The organism is Pseudomonas sp. R4-35-07 (assembly GCF_003852235.1).
GTDB lineage: Bacteria > Pseudomonadota > Gammaproteobacteria > Pseudomonadales > Pseudomonadaceae > Aquipseudomonas.
In genome coordinates this window covers 5,128,048-5,142,588 of sequence record NZ_CP027732.1, presented here as the reverse complement: position 1 = coordinate 5,142,588, position 14,541 = coordinate 5,128,048, and the positions used below count along the sequence as shown (strand labels likewise).

General features: G+C 60.2%; 14 protein-coding genes. 2 read left to right on the top strand and 12 right to left on the bottom strand.

From position 1 onward, the window contains the following. Window positions 1-31 precede the first annotated feature (31 nt). From C4J89_RS23485 to C4J89_RS23470, 4 genes are all read right to left on the bottom strand, one after another. A complete protein-coding gene (locus tag C4J89_RS23485) occupies window positions 32-1,918 on the bottom strand; it encodes a TonB-dependent receptor domain-containing protein (RefSeq protein ID WP_124415698.1) in 1,887 nt (628 codons plus the stop codon). 140 nt (window positions 1,919-2,058) lie between these two features. Next, on the bottom strand, window positions 2,059-3,957 hold the full coding sequence (dxs, locus tag C4J89_RS23480) for a 1-deoxy-D-xylulose-5-phosphate synthase (RefSeq protein WP_124415697.1): 1,899 nt from the start codon (window positions 3,955-3,957) through the stop codon (window positions 2,059-2,061). 110 nt (window positions 3,958-4,067) lie between these two features. After that, window positions 4,068-4,955, bottom strand: a complete 888-nt coding sequence (locus tag C4J89_RS23475) for a polyprenyl synthetase family protein (protein ID WP_124415696.1) — start codon at window positions 4,953-4,955, stop codon at window positions 4,068-4,070. Further along, complete coding sequence (locus tag C4J89_RS23470) at window positions 4,952-5,194, bottom strand: exodeoxyribonuclease VII small subunit (protein ID WP_124415695.1); 243 nt, start codon at window positions 5,192-5,194, stop codon at window positions 4,952-4,954. The genes C4J89_RS23475 and C4J89_RS23470 overlap by 4 nt, the downstream gene beginning before the upstream one ends. Window positions 5,195-5,549: 355 nt before the next feature. On the opposite strand from C4J89_RS23470, the gene C4J89_RS23465 reads away from it, so the two are divergent. Beyond that, window positions 5,550-6,581, top strand: coding sequence for a YhcG family protein (locus C4J89_RS23465; protein ID WP_124415694.1), 1,032 nt, complete (start codon window positions 5,550-5,552; stop codon window positions 6,579-6,581). 61 nt (window positions 6,582-6,642) lie between these two features. On the opposite strand, the gene ycaC is transcribed toward C4J89_RS23465, so the two are convergent. After that, entirely contained in the window at window positions 6,643-7,275 is a 633-nt protein-coding gene (gene ycaC / locus C4J89_RS23460; protein ID WP_057724871.1) for an isochorismate family cysteine hydrolase YcaC, read from the bottom strand. Between the two features lie 514 nt (window positions 7,276-7,789). Here ycaC and C4J89_RS23455 point away from each other — a divergent pair. Next, window positions 7,790-8,026 (top strand): hypothetical protein, encoded by a 237-nt coding sequence (locus C4J89_RS23455; RefSeq protein WP_124415693.1) that lies wholly within the window; start codon window positions 7,790-7,792, stop codon window positions 8,024-8,026. A 293-nt stretch (window positions 8,027-8,319) separates the two neighbouring features. Here C4J89_RS23455 and C4J89_RS23445 read toward each other — a convergent pair whose 3' ends face one another. The 7 genes from C4J89_RS23445 to C4J89_RS23415 form a co-directional block, all read right to left on the bottom strand. Next, window positions 8,320-9,090 carry a S24 family peptidase gene (locus C4J89_RS23445; RefSeq protein WP_124368500.1) on the bottom strand — a complete coding sequence of 257 codons (771 nt, stop codon included), beginning with the start codon at window positions 9,088-9,090 and terminating at the stop codon, window positions 8,320-8,322. A gap of 209 nt (window positions 9,091-9,299) precedes the next feature. After that, entirely contained in the window at window positions 9,300-9,827 is a 528-nt protein-coding gene (gene ppa / locus C4J89_RS23440; RefSeq protein ID WP_003176323.1) for an inorganic diphosphatase, read from the bottom strand. A gap of 108 nt (window positions 9,828-9,935) precedes the next feature. Then, complete coding sequence (locus tag C4J89_RS23435) at window positions 9,936-10,751, bottom strand: zinc-dependent peptidase (protein ID WP_124415692.1); 816 nt, start codon at window positions 10,749-10,751, stop codon at window positions 9,936-9,938. 6 nt (window positions 10,752-10,757) lie between these two features. Further along, window positions 10,758-11,414: a DedA family protein gene (locus tag C4J89_RS23430; RefSeq protein WP_124364576.1), complete on the bottom strand. Its 657-nt coding sequence runs from the start codon at window positions 11,412-11,414 to the stop codon at window positions 10,758-10,760. A gap of 303 nt (window positions 11,415-11,717) precedes the next feature. After that, on the bottom strand, window positions 11,718-12,176 hold the full coding sequence (locus C4J89_RS23425) for an N-acetyltransferase (protein WP_124364575.1): 459 nt from the start codon (window positions 12,174-12,176) through the stop codon (window positions 11,718-11,720). Between the two features lie 91 nt (window positions 12,177-12,267). Next, window positions 12,268-13,101, bottom strand: a complete 834-nt coding sequence (eutC, locus tag C4J89_RS23420; protein ID WP_124415691.1) for an ethanolamine ammonia-lyase subunit EutC — start codon at window positions 13,099-13,101, stop codon at window positions 12,268-12,270. Then, the gene (locus tag C4J89_RS23415) at window positions 13,098-14,492 is read right to left on the bottom strand and encodes an ethanolamine ammonia-lyase subunit EutB (protein WP_124415690.1); all 1,395 of its coding nucleotides are present in this window, start codon (window positions 14,490-14,492) and stop codon (window positions 13,098-13,100) included. The genes eutC and C4J89_RS23415 overlap by 4 nt, the downstream gene beginning before the upstream one ends. Between the last annotated feature and the right edge of the window lie 49 nt (window positions 14,493-14,541).

The following is a 14,541-nucleotide window of genomic DNA, read 5'->3' as shown; positions in this document are numbered from 1 at the left end:
GGGCAAGCCCCCTCCCACATTTTGTGGCGCCTCACATCTGCGGCGTCCACGTTACGCCGAACATCCAGACCCGGCCTTCTTCCCGGTAATCCTGATTGTTCAGGAACGCCGGATCGTTATAGCTGTAGCGCGCACGGGAATAGGCCTTGTCCAACAGGTTGTCGACCTTCAACGACAGCGACACCGCGTGGCTCAACGCCCAACTGCTGCGCAGGCCCAGCAAGGCGTACCCGCCCAAGCGATTACGGTTGGCTTCGTCATCGTAGCTGCTGCTGATCGCCTGCCAGCTTGCACCTACGCCGAACTTATCGAACTGCCGGTCCAGATCCAGGTTCACCGTGCGCCGTGCACGACGAGCCAAAGTATGGCCACTGTCGCGATCACGCGGGTCGATCAGCGAGACGCCCAGGTTGCCCTGCCAGCCAAACAGCTCCTGCTTGAGCGCCGCCTCAAAACCATTGATCCGCGCCGACGCCACGTTCTGCGGCTTGCCGCCGTCGAGGATGATCGCATCGCTCAGGTCGGTGCGGTACAGCGAGGCCTCGAGGCGGGTGCTGTCTGTTAACTGACTGCGCCATTGCAGCTCGTAACTCTTTGAGCGCTCAGGTTGCAGGTTGGGATTGCTGTATTGCGTGTCGGGGTAATACAGGTCGTTGAAGGTGGGCGCACGGAAGCCTTCGCTGTAGCTGAGCAACACATCGTTGTCCGGATTGATCGGCACCGTCAGCGTGCCACTCCAGCTGTTCTGGCCGCCGAACTGCTGGTTCTGGTCGCGGCGCAGGCCCAGTTCGGTGGAAAACCACTCACCCTGGAAACGGTGCTGCACAAAGGCGGCGCGGTTCCAGCGGCTGTCTTCGGTAAAGGTGGTGGAGCCGTGGAAGCGGTCTTCGTACCAGTCGCCACCGACGATCAAGCTGTTGCGGTCGTCCAGCGTCAGGTCGTTCTGCCAGTTGACCGAGTCGCGGTAGGTATCGAACACGCTGAAATCGTCGCTGAGGGTATCGCGCTTGGTGTCGCGGTTTTCGCTGTGGCCCAGTTCCAGGCGCGACTGCCAGCCTTCGCTGAGGGTGGCGTCGACGTAGCCGCTGGCACTGCTGACGGTGTAGTCGGTGTAGGGTTTCTGGCCGAGGCTTTGCCCGGTGGCGAAGTCATAGCGCCCGAAGCTGTTGTCGTACTCTGACTTGCCACGGTTATCCAATAGGTTGAAACCCACCTCCAGCTCGTCGCTGAACGAATGGCTGAGGTTCAGGCTCAGGGACCGGTTGCGGTAGGCATCATGGTCGCCATCGCTGGGAAACGACTGATGGGTTGAATTGATGCCGGCGGTTTCATCCAGGCTTGCGCCCAGGTTGAAGCGCGTCTGCTCATCGCCGCCCGACAGGCCAAGGCTGCGCTGCCACGTCTGGTTGCTGCCAACGCCGAGCTTCAGGCGCGGTTGCAGGCCTTGCGCGGCGTTGCGCCGGGTAAACACCTGGATCACCCCGCCGATCGCATCGCTGCCGTAGATCACCGAACGTGAACCGCGCAGCACTTCCACGCGCTCAATCTGGTCGACGTTCAGGTATTGCAGGCCGCTGTCACCGGACGTGGTGTTGGCAATGCGCTGGCCATCCACCAGCACCAGGCTTTGCGCAGACTTCGTGCCGCGAATGTAAATGCCCGGCAAGCTGCCACGGCCGCCGGTGGGCGCAACTTGCACGCCGGGCACGCGGCTGAGCAGATCGGTCAGGCTGGAAGGTTGCAGGCGGTCGATATCGGCGCGGGTGAAGACGGTGTTGGCGGCGCTGCTGTCATTGCGCGCCTGCACCTGGCGGTTAGCGCTGATGACCACGTCGGAGAGCTTCAGGGCCTGGACCCGGGTATCGGCGAGCAGGTGCGAGGCTGGCAGAAGCAGCAATGCAAGGTACAGGCGTTTCATGGGCCGTCCATAGCGTTTGAAGGTTGCACACATCAAAAAATGTGGGAGGAGGCCTGCCCCCGATTGCAGTGCTTCAGTCAAAATAGCTACAACTGATACACCGCTATCGGGAGCAAGCCCCCTCCCACATTTGGATCCGGTTACTGATTCAGGAGCGCCAAGCGCTCGCGCACCGAGGCTTCGATACCGGCTTCATCCAACCCGCATTCAGCCAGCATCTGCGCCGGTTTGGCGTGTTCGACATACATATCCGGCAGGCCCAGGTGCAGCACCGACTTGAGGATATTCGCCCGCGCCAGGAACTCGCTGACCGCCGCGCCGGCACCGCCCATGATGGCGTTTTCTTCGACCGTCACCAGCAACTCATGGCTATCGGCAATCTCGCGCACCAACGCTTCATCCAGCGGTTTGACGAACCGCATGTCGACCACGGTGGCGTCGATCTTCTCGGCGACTTTCAGGGCTTCGGCCAGTTGCACCCCGAACACCAGGAAGGCCGTCTTGCTGCCCTGGCGGCGCACGATGCCCTTGCCGATCTCGATAGGCTCCAGGTCTTTCTCGATGAGCGCATTCGGGCCATTCCCGCGCGGATAGCGCACGGCCGCCGGACCGTTGTACAGGTGGCCGGTGCTGAGCATCTTGCGCAGTTCGTTCTCGTCGCTCGGCGTCATCACCAGCATGCCGGGGATGCAGCGCAGGTAGGACAGATCGAAGCTGCCAGCGTGGGTCGGCCCGTCTTCGCCCACCAGGCCGGCGCGGTCGATGGCGAACAAGACGTCGAGATTCTGCACCGCCACGTCATGCACCAACTGGTCATAACCGCGTTGCAGAAAGGTGGAGTAAATCGCTACCACCGGCTTGGCGCCTTCGCAGGCCATGCCGGCGGCGAAGGTCACTGCGTGCTGCTCGGCAATCGCCACATCGAAGTAACGCAACGGGAAACGCTCGCTGAACGCCACCAGGTCGGAGCCTTCCTTCATCGCCGGGGTGATCCCCACCAGGCGCGGGTCGGCGGCGGCCATGTCGCACAGCCATTCGCCAAAGACACCGGAATACTTCGGCCCGCTGGCCTTTTTCGGCGCAGCGGCGGGAGCGTCCAGTGGTTCCAGCTTGGTAATCGCGTGGTAACCAATCGGGTCGACTTCCGCCGGCGCGAAGCCTTTACCTTTTTTGGTGACGATATGCAGGAACTGCGGGCCCTTGAGGTCACGCATATTGCGCAGCGTGGCGATCAGGGTCGGCAGGTCATGGCCGTCGATAGGGCCGATGTAGTTCCAGCCCAATTCTTCGAACAGCGTGCCGGGCACCAGCATGCCCTTGGCATATTCTTCCGTGCGACGGGCAATTTCCCACGCGCCGGGCAGGCGCGACAGCACTTTCTTGCTGCCTTCGCGCATGCTGGCGTAGGTACGGCTGGAGAGGATTTTCGCCAGGTAATTGGACAGGCCGCCGACGTTTCGCGAAATCGACATGTCGTTGTCGTTGAGAATCACCAGCATGTTGGCGTCCACTTCCGGCGCATGGTTCAACGCTTCGAAGGCCATGCCCGCTGTCAGCGCGCCATCACCGATCACCGCAATCGCCTTGCGATCGCTGTTCTGCAGGCGAGCGGCAATCGCCATGCCCAGCGCTGCACTGATCGAGGTGCTGGAGTGGCCGACGCCAAAGGTGTCGTACTCGCTCTCGGAACGACGCGGGAAGGCGGCGATACCGTCCTTCTGGCGCAGGCTGGCCATACGCTCGCGCCGGCCGGTGAGGATTTTATGCGGATACGCCTGATGGCCCACGTCCCACACCAGCCGGTCGTCCGGGGTGTCGAATACGTAGTGCAAGGCGATGGTCAGCTCGATCACGCCCAGCCCGGCGCCGAAATGCCCACCGGTCTGGCCGACCGTGTAGAGCAATTCCAGGCGCAGTTCATCGGCCAGGGTTTCCAGCTCGGCTTCACCCAGTCGACGCAGGCCGTCCGGCGTGGCAGCGCGGTCGAGCAGGGGCGTGGACGGGCGCTTGCGGGGAATCTCTTGGAACGTCGTGGGCATCAGGCGAATCGTTATAGGTATAGAAGAGGCGGCAGTTTACCTCAAGCGTTGCAAACTGCCCACGCAGGGGCGCCAACTTGGCCGATATGCGGCGCTGATCGCCACGGTTATCAGTGGCGGCGTTCGACGATATACCGCGCCAGGTCACGCAACGGCTCAGCCGCCGCGTCGAAAGGTCGCAGGGCGTCCAAGGCCTGGTCGCGCAGTTCCACGGCATACGCCTTGGCGGCCGCAAGCCCGAGCAGCGCAGGATAGGTGGGCTTGTCCCGGGCGATATCCGCGCCTTGGCGTTTGCCGAGGGTTGCGGTGTCACTTTCCACGTCGAGAATGTCGTCCTGCACCTGAAACGCCAAGCCAACAGCTCGTGAATAGGTGTGCAGCGCCGCCAATTGCGCGGCTTCGGCCCGGCCACTGGCCAGGGCACCGAGCTGCACCGCAGCCTCGATCAACGCGCCGGTCTTGTGGCGATGCATGTGTTCCAGGGCTGTTTGATCCAGCTTGAGGCTGACCGAACCCATGTCGATCGCCTGCCCGCCGACCATACCGGCCGGGCCTGCCGCCAGGGCCAGGGCGGTGACCATGCGCAGGCGGATCTCGGCATTCACGCGGCTCAAACGCGGGTCGAGCAACGCGCTGAACGCCAGGCTCTGCAGGCCATCACCGGCCAGGATCGCATAGGCTTCATCGAAGGCTTTATGGGTGGTCGGCTGGCCGCGACGCAGATCGTCATCATCCATCGCCGGCAGATCGTCGTGTACCAGGGAGTAGGCGTGAATCAGTTCTACCGCGCAGGCCGCGCCATTCGCGTCCTCGGCCGGCGCACCCAGCGCTTCACACGCCGCATACGCCAGCAACGGGCGCACGCGCTTGCCGCCATTCATCACGCTGTAGCGCATGGCGTCGTAAAGGCGCTTCATTTCCGGGCTTGGCGCAACAAACAAGGGCTCCAGCGCCGCATTCACCCGGGCTTGGCTACTGGCCTGATACGCATCGATCATTCGGGTTGTTCCGCATCGAAAGGTTCTTCGGCCAACTCCCCATCACGCTCAAGCAATACCTGCACTTTCTGCTCAGCCTGCGCCAACGCGCTCTGGCAGTCACGGGTCAGGCCGATGCCTTGCTCAAACGCCGTCAACGAGTCTTCCAGCGACAACTCGCCGTTCTCCAGACGCTCGACCAGGGTTTGCAGGTCGGCGAGGGATTGTTCGAAATCGAGTGCAACTTTTTTGAGGGCCATGGCGGCAATTCCGGTAGACGGTAAACCGGCGCGACACTAGCAGACATGGGGATTTGGGGCAAATGAGTGGGAGCGTGCAGGCGGTGAGCCGATTAGCGGCGTTATTCGGCTCACCGCGTTTCAGCTTGCCCGAAGCGCGAAACATATATCTCATTGTCCGCAAGTGGTTTCAGGGTAGGGGGGGCCTATCGGGGAGAGTCAGGGACCGGCGCCATCGTTGTTTTTGAATCAGTAGCGAAGAGTGCCAGCAGGACCGTTCCGCAAAGGCCGCAGGAGCCTTCCTGGAGTATTCATGAGCTCTTGTGACGGCACAGCTGCCTGACTAGCCTGCCGAAAACACAAGAGTGAACCAGGCATGAGCGAAACCTCTATTGGGTTGTCCGCGCCACCCGAGGGCTACACCGATTGGCTGACAGACCTCAAGGGCCGCATCCATAACGCACAGCAGCGCGCGTCAATCGCGGTCAATCGTGAATTGGTGCTGCTCTACTGGCAGATTGGACGCGAAATTTTGGGCCGTCAGAGCGATCAAGGCTGGGGGAGCAAAGTGATTGATCGCCTCGCGCAGGATCTGCGTGCAGCGTTTCCCGATATTAAGGGTTTCTCGCCCCGCAATCTCAAGTATATGCGCGCTTTTGCAGAGGCGTGGCCGGATTCGGAATTTGTGCAAGAGGTGCTTGCACAATTGCCTTGGTACCATCAAATCGCCCTATTGGACAAACTTCCCGGCCCTGAAACGCGACGTTGGTACGTCTCCCAAACGATCAAGCATAATTGGTCGCGCAACGCGTTGGTATTGCACATCGAAAACCGCCTGCTGGAGCGCAGTGGCAGGGCCGTCAGTAACTTCGAAAACCATCTCCCCAAGGCACAATCCGATCTAGCCCGAGAATCTCTCAAGGACCCTTATCGTTTTGACTTTCTCAGTCTGGGATTGGATGCGCAAGAGCGCGATATCGAAAACGCCTTGATCAAGCATGTCACTGAATTTTTATTGGAGTTGGGCGCAGGCTTTGCCTACGTTGGCCGGCAAGTACTGCTGAATGTTGGCGGTGATGAGTTCTTCGTTGACCTGTTGTTTTACCACTTGAAACTGCGCTGCTACGTAGTGATCGAACTCAAGGCGGGTAAATTCAAGCCCGAGCATCTGGGCAAGTTGAGCTTCTATCTCGCGGCTGTAGATGCCGAACTGAAGCACCCACAGGATGGCCCGACCATTGGCCTGTTGCTGTGCAAGGGTAAAAATGAGGTGGTGGCTGAATATGCTCTGCGCGATAACAACCGGCCTATCGGTGTGGCGGAATATCAGTGGGTAGAGTCTTTGTCGGCAGAACTGCAGACCAGTTTGCCCAGCATTGAGCAGATAGAGAGAGAGCTGGCGGGGTAAGCCGGTTCAAACACCGAAAGCCTGCCTTTTCAGGGCAGGCTTATCGTCACACTGGGCTGACTTATTTCTGCTGAGCTGTCAGCGCCGCATACCCATTCATCAAATTGCGATAGTTAGGAATCCGCTGGGACAACAAATTCCCCAGCCCTTCAATATCGTTGCGCCAGTCGCGGTGCAACTCACACGCCACGGAGAACCAGTTCATCAACTGCGCACCGGCCTGGGTCATCCGGCTCCATGCCGCCTGCTGCACCGTGGTATTGAACGTGCCCGACGCATCCGTTACCACGAACACCTCAAACCCTTCCGCCAGCGCCGACAAGGTCGGGAATGCCACGCACACATCCGTCACCACGCCAGCGATGATGATCTGCTTGCGCCCGGTGGCCTTGATCGCCTTGACGAAGTCTTCGTTGTCCCAGGCGTTGATCTGGCCTGGGCGAGCGATATACGGCGCGTCCGGGAACATTTCCTTCAACTCCGGCACCAGCGGGCCGTTGGGGCCTTGCTCGAAACTGGTGGTGAGAATGGTCGGCAGGTTGAAGAACTTGGCCAGGTCGGCCAGGGCCAGCACGTTGTTCTTGAACTCGTTGGGGGAGAAGTCCTGCACCAGGGAGATCAGGCCGGTCTGGTGGTCGACCAGCAGCACGATGGCGTCGTCTTTGTTCAGGCGGTTGTAGGTTGGAGTGCTCATGGTTGAATCCTTTTTTTGTTTAGGTTGGTTGGGCGTTGTGTTCAACATGGGCACAGATTAATGGGTGGATCGTGACGGATAAATCGGGTGGGAGGAGTCTTACTGTCAACTTAAAAAGGACGATGGTTTTTTCTGGCTTGTGCAGCACCTGTTGCATAAATCAATGCGAAGAGCGATGGGGGATTTGACTTTGAAGGGCCAGCAGGTCCTATCCCTTTCATTCGCAGGACGTTTCCGAGAGAATCCCAACCGCATTGCGCCAGCGGAAATGGGTGACTAGGCTGCGGATTGTCACTGCACATTCAGTGATCGGGTTTAGTCGCTCGGATTCGATTGGCGCATAAGCAACTCATGAGTCAGGCACCTCTTCGCCTGCATCTTATGGTGGCTGTGCGCAGGGCACCTCCGGGTGCGCCGGGTTCCCAATCGACCGGTCGACTAACCTGCGTACAGCTGCCGCCTTTTGTTTAGTCGCGGGAAATGGCAGCTCCAACTTATCGATTGGAGTTTTGCTATGGATAACGTTTGTTCGGATTCGCCGTCATCAGCTGTGACCAGTCCGTTTACGGTCAGCGAAGAACTGAGTTTCGAGGATGCCTGGGCTCAGGTGGCTGAGCTGTTGCATTGTGCGGTGGCTACGTCGCAGGTGCTCGGCGAACCAGTGGCTGCGCCGCAGAGGGCGGTGATGCATTTGGTGGAGATGGCCAAGATGGTGGCCGATCGGGCTGTGGAATGTTTGCAGGCCTCATGACGTGCAAGGCCAGCAAGTCGCTAAGCGGCCTCTTTTGACCATTCAATTGTCTAGCAGCTGTTGGACAATTGATCTGAGATAGACGGGCATTAAAAAGCCGGCTTGTGGCCGGCTTCTCGGGGACTGTTTCAGCTTGTTTTTGACAAACCTCACCAGCCTTCAAATCGCTCAGCCCACGTTGCGTCGGGCTGAATAGTAGGGGCATCCGCGGGAACTCCTCCGCATCGCCTGGCAGGGCAATAGCCTGAAACCACCCCCTGCCAAATGTGCGGCGCATGATACCCACATTCACCTCAGTTGCCCACCTCCGGTTCCGATTCAGAGCCTTCCCAGCCCAGCAGGTGTTCGTCCAGCGGTACTGGTGGGCGGCGGTTGTTGAGGGTGGACCACCAGAATACCCAGCCGACTATCTGGAAGTTCTGCTCGAAGCGTTCGTCGTAGGTGAGGTATTCGTCCGGGTGTTCGCTGGCGTTGTGGCTGCGCATGCGCAGGCCACCGCCAGGTCGGTTGTAGAGGTATTTGATGCGCAGCATGCCGTCGTGTTCGACGGCGTAGATTTCGCCGTCGATGATTTGAGTGCGGCCTTTATCGATGGCGAGGGTGGCGCCTTGTTGGATGATGTCGATCATGCTGTTGTCGACCATGTAGGCGCCTACCGCGCGGTCGGGATTTACGTTGAGGGTTTCGAGGGTGTGCTGGGTGACGCGGATGCGTTCGGTTGAGGTGAATGTGGGGTGGAGGGGGATCTCCACGTCGGTATTATCCGGGCGGCAGGCAGGGCCTGTGAGGTATTTGCCGATGTCTTCGCGGGTCGGTGCAATCCTTGCGGTGGGGCCGTCCAACAGGTAGTTGACCGGTGGGTGTTTGGGGCCGCGGCCATCGCTTAACCAGCGACTGGAAACGCACAGCAGTTCTGCGAACTCGTTGAGTCGGCCCATGGGGACGCCGCGTTTGAACCAGTTGTTCACGTGCTGAGGCGTGACGCCGCGATTCTTGGCGAAGTCGGAGGCGGAAAGATGAACTTCCCGTAATAGCGCTTTTAAACGATCACCTGATGTATTCATAAACGCAGAGTTTACCGGCCAGGAAAACTATTCAAATAAACTATGCGTTGAGTTGCGTGTGTAGGTTTTTCCTTAGTTGTAGCTTGATTCTTCATTTATTAGTGTTAGTTAAACACCGAAAGTTAAGAGTTGAACTCGGCGTTTAATGTTCATAAAAAAGCCCCGAATAATCGGGGCTTTTTAATTGCCGTGGCAATGAGGCGCAAGTATCAGCCTTTGTAGGCGGCTACCGACTTCATGATCTCGGCGCGGGCAGCGTCTGCGTTGCCCCAACCGTCGATCTTCACCCATTTGCCTTTTTCGAGGTCTTTGTAGTTCTCGAAGAAGTGCTTGATCTGTTCCAGCAGCAGTGGCGGCAGGTCGGTGTATTCCTTCACGTCGACGTACAGCTGGGACAGCTTGTCGTGTGGCACTGCGATAACTTTGGCATCGCCGCCGCCGTCGTCGGTCATGTTCAGGATGCCGACCGGGCGTGCGCGGATGACCGAGCCTGGGGTGACCGGGTAAGGGGTCACGACCAGCACGTCGAGGGGGTCACCGTCGTCAGCCAGGGTGTTGGGGATGAAACCGTAGTTGGCCGGGTAGAACATCGGGGTGGCCATGAAACGGTCAACGAACAGGCAGTCGCTGTCTTTGTCGATTTCGTATTTGATCGGCGCGTGGTTGGCCGGAATTTCGATGGCGACATAGATGTCGTTCGGCAGGTCTTTGCCAGCCGGAATCTTGCTGTAGCTCATTGGGCGTTGCCCCCGTAGTTGGCCATATGACATGGCCGGATTGGCCTAAAAGTGGCGGCGATTATAGGCATATTCTGACGCCGATGCCATGCGCCAAGCGTCGTACGGTCATTCGCCCTGTGGCTGGTAGCGCGGGTCGTGGGCTTGCAGTTGGGTCAGGCGGGCCAGCGGGTCCTGGCGGTAAAAGCGGCTGAGTTGGGCGTACACCTGTGGGTAATGGCTGACCAGTAAATCCGGGGCGCTGAAAAAATACTCGCTGGTGACGGCAAAAAATTCCGCCGGGTTTTCCGCTGCGTACGGATCGATCTCGGTGTCAGCGTCCGGGTTGGCGTCGAGTTGGCGATTGAGGTCGTCGAAGGCGCTTTGCATCACGCTGGCCCATTCCTGCACGCGCATGTCGTTGTGCAGCGGGGGCAGGCCGTTGGCGTCGCCGTTGAGCATGTCCAGTTTGTGCGCCAGCTCATGGATGACCAGGTTGTAGCCTGCCCATTGGCCGCTGGCCAGTACGCCGGGCCAGGCGAGGATCACCGGGCCTTGTTGCCAGGCTTCGCCGCTGTGCTCGCCGTCCCACTCATGTTCCACGCCGCTGGCATCGCGATGGCGTTGCGGGCTGAGAAAGTCGTCAGGGTACAGCACGATTTCATGGAAGCCCTGATACCAGTCGAGGTCACCCAGGTTCATCAGCGGCAGTTGCGCCTGGGCCGCGAGCAGCAAGCGCTGTTCCTGATGCAGTTCGACGCCGGGCAGGGCGGTGAGGTGTTTTTCGGCGAGGAACAGCACACAGGCTTCGCGCAGCCACTGGTCTTGCTCGGCGGTGATGCCGTCGAGGAAGGTCAGGTGGTGACGCACCCGTTGCCAGGTGTCATCGGCAATCGGGTGCTTGGCCAGCAGGCGCCGGCGACGCCAGGCGCTGAGGGACCACATGGGCGATCAGTGCGGATTGGCTTCGGAGGAGGTGCGACCAAAGCGGCTGCGCACCACGCCGATGATCATCGGCACCAGGGACAGCAGGATGATGAACACTACCAGCAACGACAGGTTCTTCTTGATAAACGGCACGTTGCCGAAGAAGTAACCCAGGGTCACCAGGCCACCGACCCAGAGAATGGTGCCCAGCACGCTGAAACCGAAGAAGCGCGGGTAGGGCATCCTGGCAATGCCGGCGACGAACGGCGCGAAGGTGCGCAGGATCGGCAGGAAGCGCGCCAGGGTCACGGTCTTGCCGCCGTGCTTGTCGTAAAAGTCGTGGGTTTTCTGCAGGTAGTCACGGCGGAAGATTTTCGAGTTCGGGTTGCTGAACAAGCGCTCGCCCACGGTTCGTCCTATTACATAGTTGGTGCTGTCGCCGAGGATGGCTGCCAGCATCAGCAGGCCGGCCAGCAGCACCGGGTCCATGCCGCCACCTGCGGCGACGGCGCCGGCAATGAACAGCAACGAATCACCCGGCAGGAACGGCATGACCACCAGGCCGGTCTCGCAAAAAATCACCAGGAACAGAATGGCGTAGATCCACGGACCGTAGTTGGTTACCAGCATGTCGAGGTAAACGTCGAGATGCAGGATAAGGTCAAGCGGGTTGAAATCCATGGATGGCACCTGTGTGAATGGCCCGGCTCAGCAGGCCAGTGCGGGGACGACGGGAAATAAGGCTACACGTGTATGTCGAGATTCTTACAACCCTGAAAGGTCGGCATTATACGGATTGAATGGTGAAAAGCGTGTGGCTTTTGTAGCGGGGAGTGTCGTGAAAGTGTGAAGCAGTGGGACCCGGTTTAAAAATGTGGGAGGGGGCTTGCTCCCGATTGCGGTGGGTCAGTGATATGGATATTGGCTGACCCACCGCTATCGGGAGCAAGCCCCCTCCCACAAGGGATCTGTGGTATTTGCGGGCTATTCTTCGTTGATCGACAGCACGTAGTTTTTGAACTCGGTGTCTTCGCGAAACCCTATCGACTCATAGGTCTTCTGCGCCACGTCATTGTCGCTGCTGGTCGACACCCGCAACCGCACCGCGTGGGTTTCCTTGGCCATCTTCTTCGCCGTGCGCATCAGGTTGTCGGCGACCAATTGTCGACGCGCGTCTTCGGCCACGTAGATGTCGTTGAGGATCCACACGCGTTTTAACGACAGCGAGGAAAAGCTCGGATACAGCTGGCAGAACCCCAGCAGTCGTTTGTCATCATCATCGGCGAGCGCCAGGTAGATCACCGATTCTTTACGGCGCAGGCGCTTTTCCAGAAAGGCCCGCGACGAGTCCGGGAACGGCAGGGCACCATAGAATTCGCGGTATTTGACGAACAACGGGGTCAGCAGGTCCAGGTGTTCCAGGGTCGCTTGAGTAATCCGCATGCCAGGCCTCAACATCCAAATGGGTATGACCACGCGCGCGGTGGTGGCTCGATGCTGCCTAATGCCGCGAAAAAGCGCAATCGTGTCGCGATCAATCCACAGGTGGGCTGAGCAGGAAATTGCCTTTCATCAGGTCCGGGTCATCTGATTCGATCGTCTGCAGTTGCGCTTCATCCTTGAGATGGACCCCGGACAGTTGCCGGCGACAGGCCTCGCGCATCAGGTACAGCAGGCGATGGGCCGCCATGCCGTAACTCAGGCCTTCCAGGCGCACATTGGAGATGCAGTTGCGATAGGCGTCGGTGAGGCCGACCTTGGGGTTGTAGGTGAAATACAGGCCCAGGCTGTCCGGCGAACTCAGCCCCGGCCGTTCGCCGATCAGGATCACCGTCATTTTGGCGCCGAGTAGCTGCCCGATCTCATCGGCCACGGCGACGCGGCCCTGTTCCACCAGGATCACCGGTGACAGGGACCAACCTTCGGCGTGGGTCTGTTCTTCCAGGCGTGTAAGAAAAGGCGCGGTGTGTTTATGCACGGCCAGCGCCGACAGCCCATCGGCGACCACGATCGCCAGGTCCACGCCATCGGGATGCGCCGACGCGTAATCGCGCAAGGTCTGCGCCGATTCATCGCTGAGGCGGCGTCCCAGATCCGGCCGTTGCAGGTAGATATGCCGGTCGGTGGCGGCGCTGTGCAGCAACAGGCTGTCGCGGCCGCGTTCGGCGAATTGGCGGCTCAGCGCTTCATGGTCGAAGGGCAGATGCACCGCATCCCGCGCCTGGGCGTGGGCTAACTGGAAATCCAGCTGCGCGTTGGTGGGAATGCTGGTGCCGGTGCGGCCCAGGGCAATGCGCGCCGGGGTCAGGCGGCGCAATTGCAGCCATGGATTGTCAGGCAGGTCGAGTTGCACAGGCGGCTCCTTCATCCCAGTTGCGCCAACGCGTGGCGGAACGCCGGTGGCAGGCTGTTACCGAAGCGTACCTTGCCGTCGGCTTGCGTAAAGATGCCCATTTTCGCCACCCATTGCTCGAACTCCGGCGCCGGTTTCAACCCCAGGGTCTGGCGGGCGTACAGCGCATCGTGGAACGAGGTGGTCTGGTAATTGAGCATGATGTCGTCGGAGCCGGGGATGCCCATGATGAAATTGATCCCGGCCACGCCGAGCAGGGTCAGCAGGGTGTCCATGTCGTCCTGGTCGGCTTCGGCGTGGTTGGTGTAGCAGATGTCGCAACCCATCGGCACGCCGAGCAGCTTGCCGCAGAAGTGGTCTTCGAGCCCGGCGCGGATGATCTGTTTGCCGTTGTACAGGTATTCGGGGCCGATAAAGCCGACCACGGTGTTCACCAGAAACGGTTTGAAGTGCCGGGCCACGGCATAGGCGCGGGTTTCACAGGTTTGCTGGTCGACGCCGAAGTGCGCGTTGGCCGACAAGGCACTTCCCTGGCCGGTTTCGAAATACATCAGGTTCTGCCCCAGGGTGCCGCGGTTGAGGCTCAAGCCCGCGTCATAGCCTTCCTGCAGCAGGCTCAAGCTGATGCCGAAGCTGGCGTTGGCCGCTTCGGTGCCGGCGATCGACTGGAACACCAGGTCCAGCGGCACGCCACGGTTGATCGCTTCGATGGAGGTGGTGACGTGGGTCAGCACGCATGCCTGGGTGGGGATGTCGTAGCGCTGGATGATTGCGTCGAGCATCTCCAACATGGCGCAGATCGAGGCGATGCTGTCGGTGGCCGGGTTGATGCCGATCATCGCGTCGCCGTTGCCGTAGAGCAGGCCGTCGAGAATGCTGGCGGCGATGCCGGCCGGTTCGTCGGTGGGATGGTTGGGTTGCAGGCGTGTGGACAGGCGCCCGCGCAGGCCCATGGTGCCGCGAAATTGGGTGACCACGCGGATCTTCTGTGCCACCAGTACCAGGTCCTGCACGCGCATGATCTTGGACACGGCGGCGGCCATTTCCGGTGTCAGCCCCGGCGCCAGTGCGCGTAGGGATTGTTCATCGGCCGCGTCGCTGAGCAGCCAGTCGCGCAGGCCGCCGATGGTCAGGTGGCTGACCGTGGCGAAGGCCAGTTTGTCGTGGGTGTCGATGATCAGCCGGGTGACTTCGTCGTTTTCGTAGGGGATCAACACTTCTTCCAGGAAGTGCTTGAGCGGGGTGTTCGCCAGCGCCATTTGGGCCGCGACCCGTTCGCCATCATTGTGCGCCGCCACGCCCGCCAGGAAGTCGCCGGAACGCGCCGGGCTGGCCTTGGCCATCAGGTCCTTGAGGCTGTCGAAGCGGTAGGTCTGTGCACCCACCGCGTGGGAAAAGCTTGCCATACAGTGTCTCCTTGACGACGCGGGCAAGGCGCCCGCGTCGAGGTTTACG